General features: G+C 60.5%; 21 protein-coding genes. 13 read left to right on the top strand and 8 right to left on the bottom strand.

All coding sequences use genetic code 11. The features are described from left to right. Positions 1–60: 60 nt before the first annotated feature. The 3 genes from rpsB to SJY10_RS08915 form a co-directional block, all read right to left on the bottom strand. Positions 61–828: a 30S ribosomal protein S2 gene (gene rpsB, locus SJY10_RS08925; protein WP_386681689.1), complete on the bottom strand. Its 768-nt coding sequence runs from the start codon at positions 826–828 to the stop codon at positions 61–63. A 188-nt stretch (positions 829–1016) separates the two neighbouring features. Further along, positions 1017–1571, bottom strand: a complete 555-nt coding sequence (locus tag SJY10_RS08920; RefSeq protein WP_386681687.1) for a hypothetical protein — start codon at positions 1569–1571, stop codon at positions 1017–1019. Positions 1572–1650: 79 nt separating this feature from the next. Continuing rightward, positions 1651–2916: a HupE/UreJ family protein gene (locus SJY10_RS08915; protein WP_386684590.1), complete on the bottom strand. Its 1266-nt coding sequence runs from the start codon at positions 2914–2916 to the stop codon at positions 1651–1653. A 67-nt stretch (positions 2917–2983) separates the two neighbouring features. On the opposite strand from SJY10_RS08915, the gene SJY10_RS08910 reads away from it, so the two are divergent. The 5 genes from SJY10_RS08910 to SJY10_RS08890 all read left to right on the top strand — a co-directional run bounded on the left by SJY10_RS08910 (position 2984) and on the right by SJY10_RS08890 (position 7058). Continuing rightward, positions 2984–3784, top strand: coding sequence for a DUF4198 domain-containing protein (locus tag SJY10_RS08910; RefSeq protein ID WP_386681685.1), 801 nt, complete (start codon positions 2984–2986; stop codon positions 3782–3784). Positions 3785–3847: 63 nt separating this feature from the next. Continuing rightward, positions 3848–4741 carry a PfkB family carbohydrate kinase gene (locus tag SJY10_RS08905; RefSeq protein WP_386681683.1) on the top strand — a complete coding sequence of 298 codons (894 nt, stop codon included), beginning with the start codon at positions 3848–3850 and terminating at the stop codon, positions 4739–4741. After that, complete coding sequence (locus SJY10_RS08900; RefSeq protein ID WP_386681681.1) at positions 4738–5652, top strand: pseudouridine-5'-phosphate glycosidase; 915 nt, start codon at positions 4738–4740, stop codon at positions 5650–5652. The genes SJY10_RS08905 and SJY10_RS08900 overlap by 4 nt, the downstream gene beginning before the upstream one ends. Positions 5653–5730: 78 nt before the next feature. Then, a complete protein-coding gene (locus SJY10_RS08895) occupies positions 5731–6459 on the top strand; it encodes a DUF502 domain-containing protein (protein WP_386681679.1) in 729 nt (242 codons plus the stop codon). Next, positions 6456–7058, top strand: a complete 603-nt coding sequence (locus tag SJY10_RS08890; RefSeq protein WP_386681677.1) for a LysE/ArgO family amino acid transporter — start codon at positions 6456–6458, stop codon at positions 7056–7058. The genes SJY10_RS08895 and SJY10_RS08890 overlap by 4 nt, the downstream gene beginning before the upstream one ends. Here SJY10_RS08890 and SJY10_RS08885 read toward each other — a convergent pair. Next, entirely contained in the window at positions 7051–8082 is a 1032-nt protein-coding gene (locus SJY10_RS08885) for a patatin-like phospholipase family protein (protein WP_386681675.1), read from the bottom strand. The two genes, SJY10_RS08890 and SJY10_RS08885, sit on opposite strands and share 8 nt — an antisense overlap. A gap of 556 nt (positions 8083–8638) precedes the next feature. Between SJY10_RS08885 and SJY10_RS08880 the strand changes: the two genes are divergently transcribed. The 5 genes from SJY10_RS08880 (at position 8639) to SJY10_RS08860 (ending at position 12590) form a co-directional block, all read left to right on the top strand. Continuing rightward, complete coding sequence (locus tag SJY10_RS08880) at positions 8639–10456, top strand: extracellular solute-binding protein (protein WP_386681673.1); 1818 nt, start codon at positions 8639–8641, stop codon at positions 10454–10456. After that, positions 10453–10581 carry a hypothetical protein gene (locus tag SJY10_RS08875; RefSeq protein WP_281245351.1) on the top strand — a complete coding sequence of 43 codons (129 nt, stop codon included), beginning with the start codon at positions 10453–10455 and terminating at the stop codon, positions 10579–10581. The genes SJY10_RS08880 and SJY10_RS08875 overlap by 4 nt, the downstream gene beginning before the upstream one ends. A gap of 283 nt (positions 10582–10864) precedes the next feature. Beyond that, the gene (locus SJY10_RS08870) at positions 10865–11209 is read left to right on the top strand and encodes a hypothetical protein (protein WP_386681671.1); all 345 of its coding nucleotides are present in this window, start codon (positions 10865–10867) and stop codon (positions 11207–11209) included. Positions 11210–11439: 230 nt separating this feature from the next. After that, positions 11440–12084: a DsbA family oxidoreductase gene (locus tag SJY10_RS08865; protein WP_386681669.1), complete on the top strand. Its 645-nt coding sequence runs from the start codon at positions 11440–11442 to the stop codon at positions 12082–12084. Between the two features lie 107 nt (positions 12085–12191). After that, entirely contained in the window at positions 12192–12590 is a 399-nt protein-coding gene (locus tag SJY10_RS08860) for a plastocyanin/azurin family copper-binding protein (protein ID WP_386681667.1), read from the top strand. Positions 12591–12641: 51 nt separating this feature from the next. Here the strand turns inward: SJY10_RS08860 and mfd are convergent, their stop codons facing one another. Next, positions 12642–16085, bottom strand: a complete 3444-nt coding sequence (gene mfd, locus SJY10_RS08855; protein WP_386684588.1) for a transcription-repair coupling factor — start codon at positions 16083–16085, stop codon at positions 12642–12644. Between the two features lie 79 nt (positions 16086–16164). After that, a complete protein-coding gene (locus SJY10_RS08850) occupies positions 16165–16689 on the bottom strand; it encodes a component of SufBCD complex (protein WP_386681665.1) in 525 nt (174 codons plus the stop codon). Positions 16690–16825: 136 nt separating this feature from the next. On the opposite strand from SJY10_RS08850, the gene hemB reads away from it, so the two are divergent. The 3 genes from hemB (at position 16826) to SJY10_RS08835 (ending at position 19096) form a co-directional block, all read left to right on the top strand. Then, on the top strand, positions 16826–17827 hold the full coding sequence (hemB, locus tag SJY10_RS08845; protein ID WP_386681663.1) for a porphobilinogen synthase: 1002 nt from the start codon (positions 16826–16828) through the stop codon (positions 17825–17827). A gap of 106 nt (positions 17828–17933) precedes the next feature. Further along, complete coding sequence (locus SJY10_RS08840; RefSeq protein ID WP_386681661.1) at positions 17934–18488, top strand: YSC84-related protein; 555 nt, start codon at positions 17934–17936, stop codon at positions 18486–18488. Positions 18489–18490: 2 nt separating this feature from the next. After that, a complete protein-coding gene (locus tag SJY10_RS08835; protein ID WP_386681659.1) occupies positions 18491–19096 on the top strand; it encodes an NTP transferase domain-containing protein in 606 nt (201 codons plus the stop codon). Here the strand turns inward: SJY10_RS08835 and SJY10_RS08830 are convergent. Both SJY10_RS08830 and SJY10_RS08825 read right to left on the bottom strand, forming a co-directional pair. Next, complete coding sequence (locus SJY10_RS08830) at positions 19093–20886, bottom strand: Hint domain-containing protein (protein WP_386681657.1); 1794 nt, start codon at positions 20884–20886, stop codon at positions 19093–19095. The two genes, SJY10_RS08835 and SJY10_RS08830, sit on opposite strands and share 4 nt — an antisense overlap. A gap of 218 nt (positions 20887–21104) precedes the next feature. Next, a complete protein-coding gene (locus tag SJY10_RS08825; RefSeq protein ID WP_386681655.1) occupies positions 21105–26132 on the bottom strand; it encodes a Hint domain-containing protein in 5028 nt (1675 codons plus the stop codon). Between the last annotated feature and the right edge of the window lie 326 nt (positions 26133–26458).

Below are 26458 nucleotides of genomic sequence, written 5' to 3'. Positions count from 1 at the left end.
AAAACAGGGCAGAGGCCTTAGGCCCCTGCCCCGATGGATATAGACAGCTACGCGTGACGCTTATGCGTCAACAGCGGCAGCGGCCTCTTCTTCAGCCATCAGCTCTTCCATGGCGCCCATGTCAACGCCTGCAGCACCCAGCTGAGCGGACATGCCGTCCAGCGCAGCGCGGGCTGCCAGATCGCAATACAGCTGGATCGCGCGGGCCGCGTCGTCGTTGCCGGGGATGACATAGTCAACGCCCTTGGGCGAGCAGTTGGTGTCGACGACGGCGACAACGGGAATGCCCAGCTTCTGTGCTTCCAGAATGGCCAGGTCTTCTTTGTTGACGTCGATGACAAAGATCAGGTCAGGCGTGCCGCCCATTTCGCGGATACCGCCGAGGGAAGCTGTCAGTTTGCCCTGCTCACGCTCCATGCCAAGACGCTCTTTCTTGGTCAGGCCGGTGAAGCCGTTTTCGGAGGCTTCGTCGATCTGCTTCAGGCGGTTGATCGACTGGGACACGGTCTGCCAGTTGGTCAGCGTACCGCCGAGCCAGCGGTGGTTCATGTAGAACTGCGCGGACTTTTCAGCGGCGTCCTTGATCGGGCCCTGCGCCTGACGCTTGGTGCCGACGAACAGGATGCGGCCGCCCTTTGCGACAGTGTCGCGGATCAGTTGCAGCGCCTGTTCCAGCATGGGAACGGTCTGCGTCAGGTCCATGATGTGGATGCCGTTGCGCGAACCGTAGATGTATTCGCCCATCTTGGGGTTCCAGCGTGCGGTCTGGTGGCCGAAGTGAACGCCAGCTTCCAGCAGCTGACGCATGGTGAACTCGGGAAGAGCCATGGTCTTATCCTTTTCCGGTTTAGCCTCAGCGGGGGTATCAGACCGTTGTGGTCCAACCGGTGGATGCTGCGGGATTTCTCCCCGCCTCACCCGCCCCCGCCTGCGGGATACGTGCGCGTCCTATAAAAGCGGTGCGCGCCGATTGCAAGGCGCGACATGCGCCTAGGAAAATGCACGTTTGGGACGCGTCAAAGCTTTTGCATGTTGATGGACACGAAAGGCACGCCAGATGCGCCAGAGGTGCTGTTGGTCACGCCCAGGACCCGTTCGCCCCGCCGGAAGCCGCGGTAAGGGTCGGGGATTCCCATGCGCCCTTTTTCTTCAGTCGAAACAGCACTGTAACCGGCGGCGACAAAACGTGCATCGACCGCTTCGTCCAGATCACGCGCGCCGATGGAAAAGCCGTTGGTGCGGATCGTGCAACCGCTGGTCTGCACCACGAAGGCAGAGCCTTCGCTAGGCGGATTGCCGATATTGCCTGCAATCGGTTTGGTCATCGTGGCGCTGTTGGTTGCGACAAAACCCGCGGCCACCAGCCCTGCCCGGTCAGCGATTCCGCCGCTTTGGTGCGCGATACAATAGTCAAGCGCAGGGTCCAGCGTCTGCACCTGATAGCTTTGCGTTGCCGCGACAAAGGCGGCCGCCTGCGCGGCGCGGTCCAATGGCTGCGGTGTTTGCAGCACCGGGGATGCGCACCCCAGCAAAAGGCCAAGTCCGGTAACTGCAACAAGTGATCCGCGCATGAATGGCTCCGCCCCCTAAACGTCGGGGCGAAGCGTCACAAATGGGCGCTCTGCGGTCAAGCCGCAAAGCGCCCTGGCGTTACAGGAACACCCGCTCGATCACCCAATACACCGCAACCAGCGCGATCAACACAGAGGCAGGCATCGCCACGATGTTGGTATAGGTGTCGTATTGCCCGACGTTCACAGCCGCCCCCGACAGGCCCAGCATGACCGCGATGATCGCCAGCAGCGGGAACAGATCGCCCAAAAGGTCCGGCGCAAACATGGACAGCGGCACGGCAATCGCCAGCACGGCGGCGGCCGCCGCAAGGTAAAGCCCCGCCGCCATACCGCTGCGCGTGCCTTTTTCGCTGTATTCGCGGGCCATGTAGACGCACAGATAGGCAACGGCGATGACGCAGATCTGGCCGATTTCAACGCCGATGTTAAAGCCGATCAGCGCGGGGACAAAGTTCGCCTCTGGCAGGCCGAACTGGGCCAGAACGGATGCGAACCCAAGGCCGTGCAACAGGCCGAAACCAAAGATGATGAACGGACGCCACGGCGACAGATTGCGCAGAAAGATATTCTCGACCGCGACATAGGCGATCGACAGTGCGATCAGCGGCTCTACGATACTGGCGGGGACGGTGACATAGCCAAGGGCCGCCAGCGCCAGCGTGATCGTATGCGCCAGCGTAAAGGCCGACACCTGCCACAGCAGCGGCTTTAGCGCGGTGGACAGGAAAAACAGGCCCAGCACGAACAGGATATGATCGACGCCCAAGGGGACGATGTGGTCAAAGCCGGTGGGAATATAGCTGAAAAACGTCGCCGCCGCCCCCATGGCATTGCCACCGGTCAAGGCAATGGGGTCCGACACTTCGCCAGCGTTCAGGAAGCCGTCATAAGGATCGTCGACCCCCATCTGCCGCAGGACAAGGCTGCCGTAATCGCGGATCCAGCTGACCTGCACCGCCTGTGCGCCCTCTGGCAGGGGGGCGGTGAACTGGATGTCGGACAGGCGGGCCCCCTCTTGGTCAACGACTTCCTCTACCTGCACATCGGTCAGCGTCAGGGGCAGCGTCTGGTCGCCTACCTGCACGGTGATATTTTGCGCCATTTCAGGCCAGAAATCGCGAAACTGCGCATCCAGTGCGTCCGGTGCCAGCGCGTGCAGCTCGTCATAGGTTGCGGCCTGTGCCGATTCGTTGGTGTCGGCGACCTCTGCCTGATTGATGCCGGCCAGAAAACTTTCGATATTCAGACGCATGTCAAAGACCAGCGTCGATCCGTCCTGCGTCATATCGGTGATGGACGGCAGCACCTCGTGCGCGCGGGCTGGTGACGCCAGCGTGAGCATCACAAGGGCAAAGCTTGACAATATCTGCGCAAGCCTCACCCTGCTTTTTAACCAAAAGGAACTCATCATGCGTCGTTTCACCTTGTTACTGGCCATTCTGGCATCCCCCCTCAGCGCCCATGAATATTGGATTGCGCCGACGGATTTTACGATTGCAGCCGACGCTACCCTGACAGCCCAGATTGTCAATGGATCGGACTTTGTCGGGACAAACCTGCCGTTCCTGCCGCAGCGTTTCGTGCGCTTTGACACGGTCGCCGGCGGGCAGACCACCCCTGTGCCGGGCCGCGTGGGCGATGTGCCTGCCGTGCAGATGGCAAACCCCAGGGATGGTCTGAACGTGCTGGTGTACCAAGCCCGCAACGCGACCGTCGATTACAAGGACTGGGATACCTTTGTGCGGTTTACCGAACATAAAGATCTGCAGGGCATCATCGCCGCTCATAACGCCCGCGGGCTGAAGGAGGAGGGATTCAAGGAAATCTATTCGCGCTATTCCAAATCGCTTGTCGCTGTGGGTGATGGCGCAGGTCAGGACAACCGCACGGGGTTAGAAACTGAAATTGTCGCGCTGACAAATCCCTATACCGACGATGTATCCGGCGGGATGCGGTTCCAGCTGTGGTATCGCGACACCCCCCGCGCCAATGTCCGGTTCGAGGTGTATGACCGCGCACCGGATGGCACTGTCACGCAGACATTTCTGAAAACGGATGCGCAGGGCATGGTCACCGTTCCCGTCAAGGCAGGCTATTCCTATATGGCTGACGCTGTGGTGATCCGCGAACCGGCCAAGGCGATGGCCGACCAGACCGGCGCGCTATGGGAAACGCTTTGGGCGAATATGACATGGGCGGTGCCGGAATAACGGTCTTGGCCTGAATGATCCGCGCGTCTTGCGCCCGGCGATAGGTCGGGCGACAAGGGCGGCATGAATCAGACACCTGACATTTTGTGCATCGGCTCTGTCCTGTGGGACGTGATCGGCCGCACCGCCAGCCACATGCGGACCGGGTCCGATGTGCCCGGCCGTATCACCCGCCTGCCCGGCGGTGTCGCCATGAACATTGCCATGACGCTGAAACGCTTTGGCCTGCAGCCCGCCCTGCTGACCGTCATCGGCCGCGACACCGAAGGCGACGAGCTGATCGCCGAATCCCGGAACATGGGCCTGAACTGCGATTTTCTGTACCGGTCCGATGACCTGCCCACAGACGTCTATATGGCGATCGAGGCGGCGAACGGCCTGATCGCCGCCATCGCCGATGCCCATTCACTAGAGGCGGCAGGCGACAAAATTCTGCGCGCCCTGTCCGACGGCCGCCTTGGCACGGCAAAGGCACCCTATGCAGGGCTGATCGCGCTGGATGGCAACCTGACCGAAGACCTGCTGCGCATCATCGCCGCATCGCCCCTGTTTGCCGCCGCCGATCTGCGCGTGGCCCCCGCATCCCCGGGTAAGGCAGAACGCCTGCTGGCGCTGCTCGGCCATCCGTCCGCCACGCTTTATGTCAACCTCGAGGAGGCAGGGCTGCTGTGCCAGTCCCACTTTGACGACAGCGCCAGTGCCTGCGCCGCCTTGCTTGCCCGCGGCGCGCACCGGGTTCTGGTCACCGACGGCGGCCGCGCCGCATCCGAAGGCACCGCTGGCGATGTGATCACCGCCCACCCGCCCGCCGTCCTAGTTACCCGTGTCACCGGCGCTGGCGACACATTCATGGCCGCGCATATCGCGTCCGAACGGCAGGGCCTTGACCGCCCCGCCGCCCTTGCCCGTGCGCTTGATGCGGCGGCAACCTACGTATCCGGAGAGACTCCCCTATGATCCCAATGACCTACAGCGCAGAAGTGCAAAAAGCGCTGGACGCCGGCACCGCCATCGTTGCCCTTGAAAGCACGATTATCACCCACGGCATGCCCTATCCGCAGAACGTGGACACGGCGCGCCTTGTGGAACAGGACGTGCGCGATGCGGGGGCAACGCCGGCAACCATCGCCGTCATCGACGGCACCCTGCACATCGGGTTGGAAGATGACACGCTGACCGCGCTTGGTCAGGCAGAGCATGTGGCAAAGCTGTCTCGCGCCGATATCGCCGCCTGCATCGCCATCGGCGGCACCGGCGCGACCACTGTGGCCGCGACGATGATCGCCGCGCATCTGGCCGGCATCAGCGTTTTTGCCACCGGCGGCATTGGCGGTGTGCACCGCGGGGCAGAACTGTCCTTTGATATCAGCGCCGACCTGCAAGAGCTGGCCCAGACGCCCGTGACCGTTGTCGCTGCGGGTGCCAAGGCGATCCTTGATCTGGACAAGACCTATGAGGTGCTTGAAACCCTTGGCGTTCCGGTGATTGCCTATGGTCAGGACACCCTGCCCGCCTTCTGGTCGCGCACGTCCCATATGAACGCCCCGTTGCGCATGGACACCGCCCGCGACATCGCCGCCGCGCTGGTCGTGCGCAACGTCATGGGCCTGCCCGGCGGTCAGCTGGTGTGCAATCCGATCCCCGAAGCCGACCAGATCCCGGCACAGGAGCTGGCCCCGATCATCGATCAGGCACTGGCCGATGCCGCCGCGCAAAACATCAGCGCCAAGGCCGTAACGCCGTTCCTGCTGGACCGGATCTTTACCCTGACCGAAGGCCGTTCGCTGACGTCCAACATCGCTCTTGTCCGCAACAATGCCCGTCTGGCCGCCGCGATTGCCAATGAAATGGTTACCGCCGCCGGATAAAGCGTCCTCCATGTTGCCCGCGCTTGCGAGCGCGGTCAGCACAGCCTATTCCTGCGTCTGGACCTGACGGATGTTGACATGACCCATGATCCCCACCCAGACGAGCCGAGGCGCCTGCGCCGCCCCGGCCTGATTGCGCGCCTGCGCGGCAATTTTCTAGCTGGTCTGATCATCGTCGCGCCGATCGGGCTGACATTCTGGCTGATCTATACGGTCGTTGGCTGGGTCGACGGCTGGGTCTGGCCCTTTGTTCCGAACCGTTGGCATCCTGATGTGCTGATCAATCGCTGGTTTGGCACCGACGGCGCGCCGCCTATTGCTGTGAATGTGCGCGGGATCGGCGTTGTCGTCTTTCTTGTGTTTACGGTCATCATCGGCTGGCTGGGTAAGGGGTTTATCGGCCGCGCCGTGATCCGCTTTGGTGAACGTCTGGTGGATCGCACGCCCATCGTGAGCAGCATTTACAACGGCGTTAAACAAATTGCTGAAACCGTATTCAGCCAGCGCGACACGTCTTTCGATCATGCCTGCCTTGTCGAATATCCACGCAAGGGGATTTGGGCCATCGCGTTCATTTCAACCGCGGCCAAAGGCGAAATCGCGGCAAAACTGCCCGGCGATGATGAAATCGCGACCGTGTTTTTGCCCACGACGCCGAACCCGACCTCTGGTTTCCTGCTGTTTTTGCCCAGGTCAGAGGTGATCATTCTGGACATGAGCGTTGAGGATGCGGCAAAGCTCGTCATCTCGGCGGGGCTGGTGTATCCGAACCCCAAGGATCCCAAATTGCCGCCAGTGACCGCATGATATCCGCCGCGCTAACCGGTTTCATCACCGGATTTTCGCTTATTCTGGCAATTGGTGCGCAAAACGCTTTTGTCCTGCGGCAAGGGCTGGCGCGGGCGCATGTGTTCTGGCTGTGCCTGTTCTGTGCGACATCGGACGCGCTGCTGATTGCGGCGGGAGTGCTGGGGTTTGGCGCAATGGTCGCGCTATATCCTTCCTTGCCGCAGGTCATGGCCTATGCCGGCGCGGCGTTTCTGGCGGTTTATGGCCTGCAGCGCCTGATCGCCGCATGGCACGGGGAATATGCGCTACAATTAGCTGGCAAAACCAAGGCGTTATGGCCCACTCTTGCAACCGCAGCGGCTTTTACTTGGCTGAACCCCCACGTTTATCTGGACACGCTGGGGCTTGTCGGTGCGGTATCGACGGATTTCCACGGCGCTGCTTTGAAATGGGCCTTTGGCAGCGGCGCGGTGGCGGCGTCTTTCGTGTTTTTCTTTTCACTTGGCTATGGCGCGCGGCTGCTTGGGCCAGTCATGCAATCCGCCCGCGCCTGGCGTATTCTGGATACGGGCATCGGGCTTGTCATGTGGGCGCTGGCGGTAAAGCTGGTCAGCTGAACATCGTGGTCAGGTCAAGTGTTTCGCGCCGCCCCAGATCGTCCTTGTGATTGATCAGAAAGGTATCCATCGCCGCCCGCCCCGCTGATTTGAGTTGTTTCAGGATTACAGGCACGGGAATCGTTTTTGTGGCGACGTTCAGATCGTTCATCAGGGCATCATCCTCGATCATATGCAGCATGACCCGTTTCATCGTGCCCGCCTGCATCAACCCGGTATCAAGCAGGTCGCGCACAAATGCGACGGCCCGTAGTTCGGCCAAAAGCGAGGCGTTAAAGCCGATTTCGTTGATGCGGTTGGCGATAGCTTCGGTGCTGCGCGGCAAATCCTGCCGGATGATCGGATTGATGCCAACGATGACAATATCGTTCGGCAAGTCCTTGTCATACAAGGGAAAGAGCGCAGGGTTTCCGGTATAGCCACCGTCCCAGAACGCCTCTTTTTCGCCGGTGACCGGATCGTCGATTTCCACCGCCTGAAACAGCGTCGGCAAACAAGCAGAGGCCATCAGCGCCGCGTCGCTAATCTCTGCGCCGGAAAATACGCGGATTCGCCCCGTGCGCACATTGGTGGCCCCGACGAAAAGTTGCGGCCCCTTGCTGCTGCACACGTGATCAAAGCGCATTTCAGCCAGGATTTTCGCCAGCGGATTGCGCAAAAGCGGCCCGTAAATGTACGGCGACACCACACGCGATGCGGCATCAAAGGCCTGATACCCCGGCGACAGTTCCAGCATGGTGGCGATGCCGCGCACTGTGGGTGACAGGGCCGACAGCCAGTCCTGCAAAAAGGGCGTATTGACCGCGCCGATCTGTTCCCAAAACCAGTCCAGCCGGGCCTTGGCCCCGTCGCGCCCGCCTTCGATCAGCCCGGCCTTATAGGCGGCCGCATTCATCGCACCGGCGGAAGTTCCTGAAATTGCGGCAATTTCAATGTCGGGTTCTTCGATCAGCCGATCCAGCACGCCCCAGGTGAATGCGCCGTGGGCACCGCCGCCCTGCAGGCCAAGGTTGATGCGGATCATGGGCCGCACCGGCCGGTTTGCTGCTCTGGTCGTCCTGCCCGCATCGCTTCACCCTCGCAAAATGCTGCACTTGCACAATGATGCCTGATCCGGCGGCAAAAGTCCAAACATGATCACAGGGGGCGGCGCACACGCAATGTTTCAGGTCTGTGTCAACGGTCGGCCATTTTTGACCGATCCATTGTCTGACAGCCCCCCGATTTGGCGAATTGATTCACCCCGCGCCCGCATTATTTTTCGGATCGATCGGCGAATCTGGGCTGATTCCCGCTTTTTGGATTCGCCAGAATCCTTCGGCCTTGCGGACCTGAGGAACACCTCGTAAAGCCCTGATAACCCACAAAATAAGGGATTTCGCGTAATTTTGGACAAAAAAAACCCCGGCACGAAGCCGGGGTGTAGTTATTGAGGCAGGTTTCATACAGGCAAGAAACCTATCGAGCAGTGAGTTCTGTATAATCTTCTCTGCACCGGTATCCAAGCTAAAAGTTTGATAAGACTCGAAACCCTCTTTAGCGTGGGGCGAAACAATGATGACGAACGGGGACATCACATTATGACGACACCACTACGGCACCTTGCCCGCGGCGCGGGGCTGGCCGCCTTGCTGATTGCTACAGCCGGTACCGCGCTGGCAGAGCCGGCGCACGGCATCGCAATGTATGGCGAACCCGCCCTGCCCGCCGATTTTACCGCCATGCCCTATGCCAATCCGGACGCCCCCACGGGCGGCCGGATCGTGACGGCAGAGGTTGGAAGCTTTGACAGCCTGAACCCCTATGTGCTGAAGGGTAACGTGCCGTGGCAGCTGCGGTTTCTGGTGGGCGAAAGCCTGATGGTGCGGTCCCTGGACGAGCCGTTCACCGAATACGGCCAGTTGGCGCAATCGGTGGAAACCGGACCGAACCGCGAATGGGTGCAATACGTGCTGAACCCTGCCGCCAAGTTTTCCGACGGTAGCCCCGTGACAACCGAAGACGTGATCTGGTCGTTTGAAACGCTGGGCACCCAAGGTCATGGCCGGTATCGCGGCTTTTGGGAAAAGGTCGAAAAGATCGAAGAGGTCGCCCCCGGCACCGTGCGCCTGACCTTCAACACGATTGACCGCGAACTGGTCATGCTGGCGGGTCTGCGCCCGATCCTGAAAAAAGCCCAGTGGGACGGCGTCGATTTCGCTGAAGGCGGTCTTGATCTAGTGCCGATTACATCCGGCCCCTATGTCATCGACGATTTCGAGGCGGGTCGCTTTATCTCTCTCAAGCGCAACCCAGATTACTGGGGCCGTGATGCGGTCCCTGCCGAAAACGGGCTGCACAATCTGGATGAAATCCGGATCGAGTTTTTCGCCGATGAAACCGCCGCATTCGAGGCGTTCAAAACAGGCGAAGTCACATCGACCCGTGAATTCAACGTGGCCCGCTGGGAAAGCCAGTATAACTTTCCCGCTGTGCAAAACGGCGATGTGGTCAAATCGGTGCTGGGGCATGAACGCCCGTCCGGCATGACCGGTTTTGTGATGAACACACGGCAGGACCAGTTCGCCGACTGGCGTGTGCGCGATGCGATGCTGCACGCCTTTAACTTTGAATTCATTAACGAGGCGATGACCGGCGGCGCGCAGCCGCGCATTACCTCTTATTGGTCGAATTCTGATCTGGGCATGGACGCAGGCCCCGCCACAGGCCGCGTTGCCGAAATGTTGGCACCGTTCAAGGACGAGCTGATCCCCGGCACGCTGGAAGGCTACGCGCTGCCTGTGTCCGATGGCACGGAACGCAATCGCGCCGGCACCGCCAAGGCGCTGGACATGATGGCGCAGGCCGGATGGACCGTGCAGGACGGCGTGATGAAAAACGACGCCGGCATGCCATTCACCTTTGATATCCTGCTAGAAAGCGGCGCGTCGGAAAACCAGTCGATCATCGACATGTATGTGCAAAGCCTGAAGCGGATCGGCATATCGCCAACCGTGACCACCATCGATTCCGCGCAATACAAGGAACGCACCGACGCGCTGGACTTCGACATGACCTTTGGCCGTGTCGCCGTGTCCCTGTCGCCAGGGAACGAGCAATATCTGTACTGGGGATCGGAAACCGCCGATGTGCCCGGATCGCGCAACCTGATGGGCGTCAAGTCGCCAGCCATCGATACGCTGATCGGGCAGTTGCTGACATCGACCGATCAGGACGACTTTGTTGCCTCCGTCAAGGCGCTGGACCGCGTGCTGACGGCGGGCCGCTACTATATTCCGATCTATCAGTGGAACATCAGCCGCCTGGCCCATGTCAAAGAGCTGACATACCCCGATGTCATCCCGAGTTGGGGCGACTGGAACGGCTGGCAGCCTGACGTCTGGTGGTGGCAGGAATGATCCGCGCCGCCGCCCTGCTGCTGGCGCTTGCCGCCATCAGCGCCTGCACGCCGGTGCGCGTTGTTGGCAACACCGCAATCGGCGCAGGGCAACTTGCCCTTGGCGCTGCCGACGTTGTGATCTGACCAACCGCGGGGGTGCGGCCGCGACAGGTTGCACTTCCGCTGGCGGGGGCCTATTGGTGGCCTTCATCGACCAGCCTTGCCATCCGGCAGTCACGCTGTCCCCCGCGCCTGACATGGCACCTTTGCGGGGTAAAATCAGGGTCCTAAGACCGACGCTCAACCTTGCGCAATCATGCGGCACCGGCCCTTGTCCGATGCCGTCCACCTTTTGCGCCGTTTGACTGGAACAGAAGTGGCAACCGGCCTGTTGGTCCCGCAACGAACAAAAAGAAGGAGTATACCCATGCAATGGAGAGACGTTTCCCAGAACTGGGCCGCCTACACACCGCGCATCCTGACGCAGTGGCCAGACCTGAACGAATCCGATGTGTTGTCGATTGACGGCGATCAGGACCGCTTTCTGGACTACCTTGCAAAGTCCAAGGGCGAAGACCGCGTCGCAGCCCAGATGGAGCTGGCCGACTGGCTGATGGGCGGAGAGCCGATCGACGTCACTATGGCTGAACAGAACGACAACGCCAACATCATGGGTTCTGCCGCGAATGTGCCCGCTGGCGAAGATGTTACCGATGACGATGCAAAGTTCGGCGATGACAACGCCGCCGCCGCCCCCGTAGGCCGCGCCTAAGTCCTGCGATCTGTTCCAGCAGGCCCGCGGTCTGCTGGAACAAAATACGGCCCGCCGGGCAGCAATGCCGCGGGCATCATCCCGCCCGCCGATTGCACCCTGTCATACCTGCGCGAACGTGATAAAGGGCACCGCACATCTGGCTTTGCGGGCGCAGCTTTGGCCAAGCGCCAATCCCCGTTGCCATCGTCACTACCGCGCCGCGCCGCGCACCGTATGGGAGGCCGCACATGGTCAAGCTTGATATTCTGTCCGATCCGATCTGCCCCTGGTGCTATATCGGCAAGGCGAATCTGTTCAAGGCACTGGAACAGGTGCCGGACCATCCCTTCGTGCTAGAATGGCATCCGTTTCAGTTGAACCCCGACATGCCTGCCGCCGGCATGGATCGCCGCGCCTATCTGGAAGGCAAATTCGGCGGCAAGATGCAGGCGGTCAAAGCCTATGCCCCCGTGGTCGGCAAGGCCGAAGAAGCTGGCCTGACAATCAACCTTGACCTGATCAAGACCACGCCGAATACGATCAACGCCCACCGCCTGATCCACTGGGCGGGTGTGGAAAAACAGCAGACGCCAATGGTCGATCTGCTTTTCAAGGCTTATTTCGTCGAAGGCCGCGATATCGGCGATACCGAAGTTCTGACTGATCTAGCGGATGCAGCGGGTCTGGATGCCGCGATCGTTGCCCGGCTTCTGGCCAGCGATTCCGACCTTGATGACATCCGCGCCCGCGATGCGCATAGCCGCGAAATGGGCGTCAATTCTGTGCCGACCTTCATCGTGGCCAACCAGCACGCCGTTCCCGGCGCGCAACCGCCAGAAATGTGGGTCCAGATCATCAAGGACATTCAGGACCAGCTTGCCGCGGCCCAATAAGCCGCGCCGGACCTGATCCATTTTTATTTTGCGATTTGGCCGATTGGCTGGAACAGCGGGCGGTGACAAGCGTTCCACCATAAGTGCGAAATAAATGGAGACCCATCATGCGCCGAATTCTTTACGCTTTTGCCCCCCTCGCCGTCGTCGCGGCTTGCGCCGGTTCCGGCTCTGCCCCAACAGGTGTGGCCCAGCAGCCCGCCGCACAGGTTGTGACCATGACAGCTGACCTGAAATACAGCCCCGCCGCTGTCACCGTGGATGCCGGGCAGACTGTCGAATTCCGCAACGTATCGAATTTTGCACAAAACGTGTCCACCGAAGCCGACACCCCAGCAGAGTTGCAGGTTGCCCTGATGCCAACCGGCGCAGTGCCCTTTAACTCCGGTGAAATCGCGCCAAACGAAAGCTTCCGCCAGACCTTTTCCGTTCCCGGCACCTACCGCTACTTCTCTGAAGCGAACGTGTCAGAAGGTATGATCGGCACAGTCATCGTGAACCCGTAAGCCGCGCAGGCCATCGGCGTTATAAGGCGGCTCTGTTCAGAGCCGCCTTTTTCATGATGTCTTCTTGATCGCCTCGGCGCGTTTTGCGGCCAGATCGCGGGCGATGTTAAAGGCACCCTGGATCTTGTCGCGTTCCTTGGTCCAGTCCTGCATGACAACGATCTTGTTGTCCTTGACCTTGGCCTGACCTTTGTAGTCGCCGATGAAATCCACCAGCCCGGTGGGATTGGCGAATTTGTCGTTGTGGAACCGAATCGTTGCGCCCTTTGGCCCGGCGTCCAGCTGGCCGATGCCAGCTTTTTTGCACATCGCCTTAATCCGCACGACCAGCATCAAGGTATTGACCTCTTTGGGCAATTTGCCAAAGCGGTCGATCAGTTCTGCGGCAAAACCTTCCAGTTCGACCTTGGTGGTCAGATCGGACAGACGGCGATAAAGGCCCAGGCGCACATCCAGATCGGGCACGTAGTCTTCGGGGATCAGCACCGGCACGCCAAGGTTGATCTGCGGCGACCATTCGCCTTCGTCTTGCAATCCTTCGGCAGCGCCGGACCGGATTGCGGTGATCTGATCTTCCAGCATTTGCTGATAAAGCTCGTAACCCACCTCGCGCATCTGGCCTGACTGTTCTTCGCCCAGCAAATTGCCTGCGCCGCGGATATCCAGATCCTGCGATGCCAGCGTAAAACCCGCGCCAAGGCTGTCGAGGCTGGCCAGCACCCGCAGACGTTTTTGCGCCGTGTCGGTCAGTTTCTGCCGCGGCATGGTCGTCAGATAGGCATAGGCCCGGGTCTTGGACCGGCCCACGCGGCCGCGAATTTGATAAAGCTGAGACAGGCCAAACATATCGGCGCGCCAAACGATCATCGTGTTGGCCGTCGGAATATCCAGACCGGATTCCACAATCGTGGTGGCCATCAACACGTCGTATTTGCCATCATAGAACGCGTTCATGCGGTCATCCAGCTCGCCCGCCGCCATCTGGCCGGTGGCGGTGATAAAGCTGACCTCTGGCACCTCGCGTTTCAGCCATTCGACCATTTCGTCCATGTCGGAAATGCGCGGCACGACAAAGAACGACTGCCCGCCGCGATAATGTTCGCGCAGCAAAGCTTCGCGGATGGTGATCGTGTCGAATTCGCTGACGTAGGTGCGGATCGCAAGGCGGTCGATGGGCGGCGTGCCGATGATCGACAAATCGCGCACGCCCGATAGCGACAGTTGCAGCGTGCGCGGGATTGGCGTGGCGGTCAGCGTCAGCACGTGCACATCCGTGCGCAGCGATTTCAGGCGTTCCTTGTGCTGGACGCCGAATTTCTGTTCTTCGTCAATAACAAGCAGGCCAAGGTTGCGGAACTTGACCGATTTGGCCAGCAACGCATGGGTGCCGACGACGATATCCACCGTGCCATCAGCCAGCCCGTCCCGCGTGGCGGCGGCATCCTTGGCCGATACGAAGCGCGACAAGGGCCGGACGGTGACGGGAAAGCCGCGAAAGCGTTCCGCAAAGCTTTGGTAATGTTGCCGCGCCAGCAAGGTTGTCGGCGCAATGATGGCGACCTGCACACCCGACAGCGCCGCGACAAAGGCGGCGCGGATTGCCACCTCTGTCTTGCCAAAGCCGACGTCGCCGCAGATCAAGCGATCCATCGGCTGACCGCTTTCCAGATCGGTCAGCACATCGTCGATCGCCGCCAGCTGGTCATCGGTTTCCGCATAGGGAAAACGGGCAAGGAACTGGTCCCAGATCCCGTCCATCGGTTCAAGCACAGGTGCCTTGCGCAGGGCGCGTTCGGCGGCAACCCGGATCAGGCGTTCGGCAATCTGGCGAATACGCTCTTTCAAACGCGCCTTTTTCGCCTGCCATGCCCCGCCGCCCAGCTTGTCGAGCAAGCCTTCTTCGTGGCCGAATTTACTGAGAAGCTCGATGTTTTCGACGGGCAGGTAAAGCTTGCTGCTTTCGGCGTATTCCAGCGTCAGACATTCATGCGCCGCGCCAAGGGCTGTCACGACCTCTAGCCCGATAAAGCGGCCGACGCCGTGATCGACGTGGACCACCAGATCGCCGGGGGACAGGGCATTTGCCTCTGTCAAAAAGTTATCGGCCCGGCGCTTGCGCTTGTTCTGCCGGATCAGGCGGTCGCCCAGCACGTCCTGTTCGGAAATCACGGTGACGCCCGGTGCCTCGAACCCGGCGTCCAGCGCCCAGACGGCTAGATGCACACCGGATTTGCCAACGCGGGACCAATCGCTGACGGGAATGACCTCTCCGATGCCTTCATCTTCGATCAGGCCGGTCAGACGTTCTCGCGCGCCTTCGGAATAGGACGCGATCACCACCGGACCGGCGGCGACCTTTGCCTTAACATGGCCCGCCAAAGCCCCGAAAAGGCTTAGATTTTCCTGCTGGCGTTCCGGGGCGAAATTGCGCCCGGGCCGACCGCCCGCATCCAGCACGCCAAGCCCGGTCGCCTGCGGCAGCGGCGCGAATTGCACCACGCGGCGATCTGCGACGGCCCTGTCCCAGGCGGCATCGTCCAGATACAGCTGCTGTGGCGGTGCCGGTTTATAGACGGAATCCATCCGCCCCTTTTGCGACAGGGCATGCATCCGCGTGGAATACTGATCCGCAATCGAATCCCACCGCGCCAGGCGCTGCGGGCTGGTTTGATCATCCAGCGTAATCGTGCCGCGCGGCAGATAATCGAACAGCGTTTCCAGATCGTCCTGAAAAAAGCCGAGCCAGTGTTCCACGCCCGCATGTTTGCGGCCGGCGCTGACAGCCTCGTACAGCGGATCGTCCGTGCCGGCGGCCCCGAATTCGATGCGATAGCTTTGGCGAAAGCGGGTGATCGCGGCCTCGTCCAGAATGACTTCGCTGACGGGGGCCAATTCGATTTCGGTCAGTTTTTCGGTCGTGCGCTGCGTCGCAGGATCAAAGCGGCGCGCGCCGTCCAGCGTGTCGCCGAACAGATCAAGGCGGATCGGACCGCTTTGGCCCGGCGGAAAGATATCAATGATGCCCCCGCGCACGGCATAATCGCCCGGCTCCATGACATTGGCGGTTTGTGAAAAACCCATGCGCGTTAAAAAGTTACGCAGCGCGGCTTCGTCCACGCGGGACCCGACGCGGGCGGTAAAGGCGGCCTCGCGCAACGTGGCGCGGGCGGGCACGCGCTGGGTTGCGGCATTCAGCGATGTCAGCAGCACAAACTTTGGCGGCATGCCGTGCACCAGCGCCGCCAGCGTCGCCATACGTGCGGCGGATACATCGGCGTTGGGTGACACCCGGTCGTAAGGCAGACAATCCCAAGCCGGAAAGGTAAAGACCGGCATATCCGGCGCAAAGAACGCCAGCGCCGCCTGCATCGCCGCAAGGCGTTTGTCGTCGCGGGCAACATGAAGCACCGGCTGGCCGGAACTTTCCATTTCCCTAAGGATCAGTTGGGCGTCGAACCCTTCGGGCGCACCGGCGAGCGTGATGTGTTTGACCATGACAGGTGAAGTATCCGCATCCGCCCCGGTGTCAAGGCGCGGCAAAGGGCGCGGGGCAGCACCCTGCCGCGCGCACGGATCAAAGCCCGCGCACGGAGGCCATCATCTGGATCATACCGAACATGGCCGTCACGAAAATCGCGCACATGCCGATGATCTGCGTCCACAGCCGGTGGCGCATCAGCATCGCGTAAAGCTGCTCTGGCTCTGGATCGGCGGCGCGGATCTTGCGGGCGCTGGCCAGGCTGACCGCGCCGACAATCGACAGCGGCAACGCCACCAGAAAAATGGCCTGCGCCATTTCGACGTCATAGACGAAGGCCAGCAGCACCAGCATGGTCAGGGCAAAGAAAACGAAGGCCGTCAGGATCAGGCCCGCGGTCTGGGCGATGCCCAGCAAGCGGTTCACATTGATGCGCACCAGATCGACCATGTCTTCCTGATGCTGGCCGCCGTGGCGCCGCGCCTTGGTAATCAGATCAAACGGGACGCCCAGAACAAAATAACTGACCGAAGACCACAGCACCGCCAGCATGATCCAGTACCACACCGAAGAGAATGAGCGCAGGTCGATCACCTGAAAGAGGATATTTCTCCAGTCCAATGTGCGACTCTCTGGCTTGCTTCACGTTTTGGGACCCTAGTGTCGCAGCGCCGGGATGCCCAGACTTGCCGCGCCGATTTTTCCGTGCAAGGTCAGGATGTGTGACCGAAAGGCCCAGCCAGTTGAAAGTGATGCCATGAAACCGACCCTTGCCCCCTTTCCCGCCACACGTCTGCGCCGCCTGCGGGCCAAACCCGCGATCCGCCGCCTGTCGCGCCAACACCGGCTTAGCGTGGATGACCTGATCTGGCCGATCTTCGTGATGGCCGGCAAGGATGATGAACATGCAATTCCGTCCATGCCGGGCGTCACGCGCAAGACACTTGACCGTGCCGTGCAAGCCGCGCAAGAGGCGCACAAACTGGGCATCCCCGCGCTGTGTATCTTTCCCTATACCGGCATGGATGAACGGACAGAGGATTGCGCCCTGGCCTGGTCGCCTGACAATATCAGCAATCAGGCCATTCGCGCGATCAAGGACGCGGTCCCTGACATTGCGATCATGACCGATATTGCGCTGGACCCTTACAACATCAATGGTCACGACGGCTTTGTCGAAGACGGCAGAATTGTAAACGACCGCACAGTCGATGCGCTGGTGAAAATGGCGCTGGCACAGGCCGAGGCGGGCGCCGATATCCTTGGGCCGTCCGACATGATGGATGGCCGCATCGGCGCGATGCGCAAAGCGTTAGAGGCCGAGGGCCATATTGACGTTGCGATCCTGAGCTATACCGCCAAATACGCATCCGCCTTTTATGGCCCGTTTCGCGATGCGGTGGGTGCATCGGCTGCGCTGACCGGGGACAAGAACACCTATCAGATGGACCCCGGCAACGCCGACGAGGCGTTGCGGCTTGTCGAACGCGACCTGATGGAAGGCGCGGATATGGTCATGGTCAAACCGGGCCTGCCGTATTTGGATATCTGCCGCCGGGTCAAGGATATGTACGGCGTGCCGACCTATGCCTATCAGGTCAGCGGCGAATACGCGATGATGCAGGCGGCAATCCAGAACGGATGGCTGGACGGTCCCAAGGTGATGATGGAAAGCCTGCTGGCGTTCAAACGCGCGGGCTGCGACGGCATCCTGACCTACTTTGCACCAGAGGCGGCCAAACTGCTGAACCGCATGTAACCGCCGGCCCTGCAATTAGCGTGTGACAGCAAAGCCTGATCCACCTATAGTTTGCGCCATAACAGGTGCGGCAAACGCGCCGATGGCAGTATAGAGGCGGACAGTTATGACACAATTGACACGGCGGCATTTTGTAGCGGCAGGCGCGGCGGGGCTTCTGGCCGCCTGCGGCAATGGCGTGAACCAGAACGGCGGATCGACCATCGACGCACGGGTCGCAAGCACCCTGTCGTTCATGTACGACACCTATCCCGGCACCCGCGATTTGGGTCAAAAGGCCGCAGGCGTGCTGGTCATGCCGCTGGTGACGGAACTGGGGCTTGGCGTTGGGGGCTCTTACGGGCGCGGCGCACTGCAGATTAACGGGTCCACAGTGGACTATTACTCTGCCGCCTCCGGCTCTGCCGGTTTGCAAATCGGTGCGCAGCAATACAGCCACGTGCTGTTTTTCATGACGCAGAACGCGCTGGCGGATTTCCGGTCGTCTATGGGCTGGGCCGCGGGCGCCGACCTTGAATACGTCGCCGCCGACCAAGGAGAGGTGTTGCGCGCCGAGACGATTACATCCCTGTCGCCTGTGATCGCCGTGGTCTTTGCGCAAACCGGTCTGCGGATCGGCGCGACGCTGGAAGGCACGAAATATACGCGTATCATTCCCTAAGGATGCAGGATGGATCAGGCGAAAACGTCCCGATCCTGATCCTTGCCGCAGGGCAATCATCGCGCATGCGCGGTGCAGACAAACTGGTGATGATGCTGGACGGTCAGCCGCTTTTGCGCCGCGCCGTCCGGCAGGCGGCAGCGGTGGGCGACACCTTTGTGGCGCTGCACCACAATGCCGCGGCGCGGCTGGCGGTTCTGGATGGCTTGCGATTTACCCCGCTTCTGGTGCCGGACGCCGCCGAAGGCCAGTCTGGCACCCTGCGCGGGGCGGTGGCGCAATTACCACCCTGCCCTGCCTTCATGATGGTGCTGGCCGACCTGCCCTTGCTGACATCAGACGACCTGCTCGCGGTTTTGGCGGCCCGCAGGGCGCATCCAGATTCCGTGATCTGGCGCGGCGCGGCGGCGGATGGAACGCCCGGGCATCCGGTCGTGTTCGACGCCAGCCTGCGCAATGACTTCGCGGGTTTGACCGGCGATGACGGCGGCGCGGCGGTGGTTAAACCCCGGCGCGCGCAAACCCACCTTGTGCGGTTTTCCGATCATCGCGCCACATTCGATCTGGACACGCCAGAGGCATGGGCGGCTTTTACCGCAACGCGCTAATGCGCAAAGAGAAGCCTTGCTTCATGCTTTTTCAAAGATTTGCGCGCAGCGCCATAGCCGGCGACGCCCGCAGTCGTTTCAAGTTCGGGAAACAGTGCGAAAATCTCGCTCCGCTGGTCGTGGCCCAGACCGCCAAGGCTGTGATCGCCCGGCTGAAAGCTTTCCGACCAGACACCGTCCGCCAGAACAACCTCGTGCCGTTCGAACATGATGTGCACATAGGTCACATCTGCCACGGCGGCCTGTGTGATACCGGCGCGCCCGACCATGTGTTTCGCGGGGGCAAGCACCTCGTTTTCGGCGAACAGCAGGGCGGCACGCGGCGACTGCACCAGCATCCGGTGGTTCGGTGACAGCAACATATCGCGCGCCGGCAGACCGTCACCCAGCGATCCGGCCGCAATACGCACCGGTTGCAGCTTGGGTGACTGGCGCAGATCAGCATTGGACAAAGTGCGCTGGCCCATCCACGCAATCGGTTGCATCCCGTGGTCCCGCGTCAGCACCAGATCACCGGCCCGCAGGTCCTGCACCGCGACCTGCCCTTTCGGCGTCATGATACGCGCACCGGGCGTGAAGCAGATGACCAGCTTTTCAATCTCGGTAAAGTTGACGCGGCCAATGATGTTGTTGCCGTTCAGCAGCTCTGCCCGGCCATTTTCAGGCAGGGTGTCGTAGTTCTGGCCGGACACCGGATTAACGCTGTCATAGATCAGCTGCCCGTTGGTGTTATAGATCCGCACGCCGGTCCAATCGCCCCGTTCGATGCCGGCCTTCAGGTCCAGTTGGTCCCAATCGCCGTTATCGGGGTCCGCCCCGCCATCGGCCGTGATTGTGCCGATGTTGCCATCCTTAAAGATTGTCAGATAGTCGTTGCCGGTACCGCCATAAAGGCTGTCCTGCACATCCCGCGCGATCAGGGTGTCATTACCAGCGCCGCCGTACAAACGGTCGTCGTTGTCCTGCCCGGTGCCATCGGCCCCGTCCAGCACATCATCGCCGTCCCCGCCGTAGAGCGAATCCTGCCCCTGACCGCCCAGCAGCGTGTCGTTGCCTGCATCGCCATACAACTTGTCGTCGCCGTCGCCGCCTTCGATGACATCATCGCCAGCACCGCCATAGAGCGTGTCCTGGCTGTTGCCGCCAAACAGCGCATCCTTGCCGTCGCCGCCAAACAGCTGATCCTCTGCCGCGCCGCCATATAGCGTGTCATCGCCGGTACCGCCGTAAAGCTGGTCCTTTCCCTCGCCGCCGATCAGCGTATCATCACCGCCTAGGCCATAGAGTTTATCGTCGTTGCCGCCGCCGTCCAGAACGTTGGTTTTATCGTTACCGGTCAAGGTGTTCTGGGCCGCATTACCGGTGATGTTCTCGAAATTTAGATAGACGTTTTCGGCCACCAGCTGCCCGTTGAAATTCAACGTGCCAGAGTTTTCAATCGTGACGTTCAGCGCCGCATTGGGAAAGTTTGAAAAGTTGAACGTGTCATTGCCGGCACCGCCGTCAATCGTTTCGTTCTGGCCAACGGTCAGGTAGCCAAGGTAGGCAGTATCATCGCCGTTTTCCAGAAAGACCTGATCGCTGCCCCCGTTCTGAGAGTTCGTCGATGGAATCCAGACGTCATTCCCCGCGCCGCCGTAAACGGTATCGGGGGAATTGTCGTTGTCATAGATGGTATCGTTGCCGGCCCCCGCAAAGATCAGATCGCTGCCAGCGCCGCCGTCAATCGTATCGTCCCCGGATGTGCCGTTGATGGTATCGGCGCGTGACGTTCCCGAAATGTTTGCCATGCTTTGGATCCTTCATCGAACGATTGACCGATTTGCGACGATTGACGCGTGTAAAATCTTATACTGTTTTATCCACACATGCGTAAGCTATCCCAAGGGATAGCAACGCCGCCTTTCGAACATAAAAAGGTGAACAGAATGTAAAAAATACAGGCAGCCATAGGGCTGCCTGCATTCGTTTCGTACCAAACCTGCGCCGCCAGCGGGCGGCACTGGCCTTACTTCATCAATAGACGAGCTTCGTGCTTTTTCAGGGACTTGCGCGCCGCCTGATAGCCTTCGATGCCTGCCGTCGTCGCCAGATCCGGGAACAGTTCGAAAATCTCGTTCCGCTGGCTGTTGCCCAACCCGTTCAGCGAATAATCGCCCGGGTGGAAGCTTTCGGTCCAGGCGCCGTTCGACAGCACGACCTCGTGACGCTCGAACATGAAGTGGATGTAGGTCGTCCGCATCACGTCCAGGGTGTGGATGCCCTGTGCGCCGGTCATGTGCTTGGCGGCTGCCAGCACTTCACGCTCTTCAAAGTACAGCTGCGTCTTTTCGCTGGCCACCAGCACACGGTGGTTCGGCGACAGCAGCATGTCACGTTCCGGCAGACCATGACCCAGCGATCCGGCTTTCACAAGGATCGGCTTCATGTGGGGCTTGGCGGCCAGTTCCTTGCCGGTCATCTCTTTCGCGCCAACCCAGGCGATTTCCTGAATGCCGTTGTCGCGGGTGATAACCTTGTCACCGGCGCGCAGGTCTTCGACCAGACGCTCGCCCTTTGGCGTAGCAATCGTGGTGCCGGGCGTAAAGCACGGTGCCTCGATCTGGCTAAAGGTCGCGGTGGTGCCATCCTTGAAGTAGATGATCCCAGATTCCCGCAACTCTTCGCTGTCACCAGCGCCGCCGTTGCGCACGATACGATCAATCTTGTCCAGTGTTTCCTGGTCAAAGTTGAAGGTATCAACGTCGCTGCCATCGGGGTCTTCACCACCGATGATCACGTCACCAGAGGAGGCATCCATGAACCGGTCGCTGCCAAGGCCGCCTTTGACCACATCCGCGCCGTCGCCGGAATAGATGGTGTCGTTGTCGACGCCGGCGTCGATGTTGTCGATGCCGTCACCGCCATAGATCAGATCGGCATCGTCGCCCGTCTTGATCGTGTCGTTGCCAGCGCCGCCATAGACGGTGTCGCGGTTATCGAACGGATCGGCGTCAGCCGCCAGACCGTCACCCGGATAATCCCGATCCGGCAAAGATGCGTTGCCTTGGTCGGTGTTGATGACATCGTCACCTGCCCCGCCATAGATCACGTCAGCGCCGCCTGCCCCAAGGATGGTGTCGTTGCCAGCACCGCCAAGGATTGTGTCGTCGCCGTCTGCGCCGCCGATCAGATCGTCGCCGTCGCCGCCATCGATGTAATCGTTGCCGCCGCCGCCCTGAATGCTGTCGTTGCCAGCACCGCCGAAGATGGAGTCATCATCGTCGCCGCCCTGGATACGGTCGTCACCGTCGTCGCCATAAAGCGTATCGAAGCCGCTACCGCCCTGGATGAAGTCGTTGCCCGTGCCGCCATAGACAAGGTCGTTGTCCTTGCTGCCGGTCAGCGTATCATCGCCAGCGCCGCCATAGATGGTGTCATCGCCCTGGTTGCCAGCGATGTTGTCGTTGCCGTCGCCGCCATAAATCAGGTCATCGCCTTCGCCACCAAAGATGGAGTCGTCGCCGCCTGCCGCGCGAATGACATCGTTGCCAGCACCGCCAAGGATCGTATCTTTGCCGTCTGCGCCGCCGATCAGATCGTCGCCGTCGCCGCCATCGATGTAATCGTTGCCGCCGCCGCCCTGAATGCTGTCGTTGCCGGTACCGCCGAAGATGGAGTCGTCATCGTCGCCGCCCTGGATACGGTCGTCGCCGTCGTCGCCGTAAAGCGTATCGAAGCCGCTACCGCCCTGGATAAAGTCGTTGCCAGTGCCGCCATAGACAAGGTCGTCATCCTTGCTGCCGGTCAGGGTGTCGTCACCCTCTCCGCCATAGATGGTGTCGTTGCCCTGGTTGCCGGCGATCGTGTCATTACCCTGATCGCCATACAGCACGTCATCGCCTTCGCCGCCGAAGATGACGTCGTCGTCGATCCCGCCATAGACCAGATCATTGCCAGACCCGCCATAGATGGTGTCGTCGTCATCACGGCCATAGATGGTGTCGTTGCCGTCACCGCCATAGATCGTGTCCATGTTGTTGCCGGGCAGCAGATCGACAGGATTGCCGTCGGCGTCAAAGTCCACAACGTCCAGCGTATCATTCGCCAGACCGCCATAGATCAGGTCATCGCCAGCGTCGCCATAGATGGTGTCCACGCCTTCGCCGCCGATGATCGTATCATCGCCTTCGCCGCCTTCGACGTAATCGTTGTCGATGCCCGCGTCGATCTTGTCGTTGCCGGTGCCGCCAAAGATCACATCGGCATCGTCGCCGGTGATGATCGTGTCGTTGCCGGCGCCGCCGTAAACGGTGTCCAGATCGTTCTGCGTGTTCGCATCGCCGGGCAGGCCGGGATACGGATTGTCAAAGCCGGGATCAACGTGGTTGGACGTGTCGATGTAGTCGTCACCTTCGCCGCCGTAAGCCACATCATTACCAGCATCGCCATTGATGATGTCGTTGCCGGCATCGCCGTACAGAACGTCGTCGCCGGTCTGACCGGACACGGTATCGTTGCCGATCCCGCCATAGATGGTGTCGTTGCCGGCGTTGCCGTTCAACTGATCGTTGCCAGCGCCGCCGTAAACCAGATCGTCGCCGTCACCGCCAAAGCCGGTATCGTCGCCCGCACCGCCAAAGACCGTGTCGTTGCCGTTGCCGCCGCGCACGATGTCATTGCCATCATCGCCGGACACCGTGTCATCGCCGTTGCCGCCGGTGATCGAATCGTTGCCCGTGCCGCCATAGACTTCGTCGTTGCCTTCACCGGCATTGATCGTGTCGTTGCCGCCAAGACCATAGATCAGGTCGTCATTGCCGGTATCACCGGCCAGGATTGCATCGTCGCCGTCGATCAGATCGCCATCGGTCGGATCGGCATAGCCGACGCCCATGGTGTCGTTGCCTTCGGTCCCGAACACAGTGCCGTCACGCAGCGGGTTGCCGCCACGAATTTCTTCGATCTCGGTGTAGTCGATGTATTCGCCCGTCGGCACGCCATTTGCATCGGTAAACACGACGCGACCAGAGAAGCTGTTGCCGTCCGCATCCAGCACCGGTGCGCCGGTGCCATCAGGACCGGTGGTGATATAGATTTCGCCATCGTTCAGCACGAGGACGTCGTAGTCATCGCCGCCAGCGCCGCCGTCAACGCTGTCGCCAGCGCCGCCATAGATGGTGTCGCGATCGTCGCCGCCAAAGACCTTGTCAGCACCAGCGCCGCCATACAGCACGTCATTGCCAGCATCGCCATACAGCGTGTCGTTGCCGCCTTCGCCATAGATGATGTCGTCGCCGGTGCCGCCGTTCAGGATGTCATTGCCACCCGTGACGACCGAACCTTCGACCGGTGCGTCAAAGAAGACGTCAGTGACGTTAACACCGGCATTGTTGCCTGGGCTGAGCGATTGCACCTTGGTGTGCACGATTTCGATCCGGGAAATCGGGCCTGCGATGTTGACCAGCGCGGAATAGTTGCCGTCAGTTTCCGTGCTGCCGCCGCCGCCGCTGGCCAACAGCGTTTCCGTGCCGCCGACGCCGTCGTTGTCTTGCACGGTGATCTTGCTACCAGCCGAAATATCGACTGCAACGCGGTTGCCGTCCATGTCATAGGCATAGACCTGCACCTTGGAGGCGTAGTCGATGTCGTTGATGCGGAAGCTGATGTTCTGCACATCCTCGGAAAAGCCGAGGTTGTAGGTCACGGTTTCGCCGTCCTTGTCCAGAACAGAATCAAGCGAGCTGTGGGTGTTCACCGTCTCAGAGCCCGAGTTGATGCCAGAGACGTTCTCGGCCTCTGTCTCGAACGTGGTTGCGGGATGCTCGTTCGTGCCGGACTGGCTGAATGTCACAGTGACGTTGCCGGTGTTCTGGCTGAAGCCGCCCTTCAGGTTGTCGCCATCGTCAATGGATGTGCCATTGCCGCTGGGATCGGGTGCCTTGGACCATTCAAAGCTTTCGCGCACATAGGTCGGGCCGGACGCACCGTTTGCACTGTCGCCATAGATCACGTCATTGCCAGCGCCGCCATTTACGGAATCGTCGCCTGCACCGCCTTCGATGTAATCGTTGCCAGCGCCGCCTTCGATCTTGTCGTCGCCGTCGCCGCCATAAGCGGAATCGTTGCCAGCGCCGCCATAGACCTTGTCAGCGCCAGCGCCGCCATAAACCTTGTCGTCGCCGTCACCGCCGTAAACGAAATCATTGCCAGCGTCGCCATAAACTGCGTCGTTGCCCTTGCCACCATAAACAGCGTCAGCGTCGGCGCCGCCATAGATGGTGTCATTGCCTTCGCCGCCTTCGATGATATCGCAGCCGTCGTCGCCATGCAGCGTATCATTGCCGGTGCCGCCGTCGATCTTGTCGTTGCCGGAACCGCCATAAACAACGTCATCACCAGCGCCAGAGGCGATGGAATCGTTGCCGCCATAGCCATAGACCAGGTCGTCATTCGGCTGCGCGCCGGATGCGATAGCATCGTTGTTGTCGATGCGGTCGCCCTCTGGGTCGCCTTTGTAGCTGGAATCGATCACGTCGTTCCCAGAGGTGCCTTCGACAGTGCCATCAAGCGTGACGACATTGACAAAGGTGGTGTTGTCGACGGACTGGTTCGAATACCAACCGGAATAGTTCGCACCGGTAATCTGCGCGACTTCAATCTTGGCGATCGACAGATTGTCCAAGGTGCCCTTGTTCAGCAGGTCGGTGACAAACAAATCGCCGTTCGTCTGCTGGATCATCACAGCTTCGATCTGCTTTACGCTGCCGTCGGACAGCGTCACATTCAGCTTGACCGACATCGTGCTGTCGGTCTGGTTCTTCACCGTGCCTTTGCCAGCGTTATAGGTGACCGTATCGCTGCTGCGCTCGTTGTCAGAGATGACGCCGTCGTGCTGCGGGTCGGTCAGCGTGGCCTTTACCAGCGACAGATCATCCGCACCCTTGGACACGCCAACCAGCTTGCCCGCCATTTCGGCATTGTAATCGCATTCGTTCAAATCAACGTCGGCATAATTGCCCAGATAAATCAGATTAACCGTCGTGACACTTGTCATCTTAAATCTCCACTAGCGACGCTATGGGCGTCTTCACATGCGTAACGGCAGTGATCCCGAACGGATCACACGCCAGAAATCTCACCGCAGATCATGCGGCACTTAAAATCTTCAGCATGGGAAGTTCCCTTTGCCGCAGACACCAAAATTTGCTGACACGTCTTCATGTCGGCCCGGTCGCCCCAATCGACCGGTTTTGCCCCCCAGTTAGGCAAGGCAAGTCCTACTCTGACTTACAGAGGCAAAAAAGGAGAAAATATGCTTAAAAGCCGCATCTTGCACTTAAATACACCATAAACGGTCTTAACCAAAAACAGCCGATCCCG

The sequence above is a fragment of the Loktanella sp. R86503 genome (assembly GCF_042466455.1).
In the GTDB taxonomy this organism is placed as follows: domain Bacteria; phylum Pseudomonadota; class Alphaproteobacteria; order Rhodobacterales; family Rhodobacteraceae; genus Loktanella.
The sequence above is the reverse complement of the archived record's forward strand: the minus strand, read 5'-3'. Positions and strand labels throughout refer to the sequence as shown.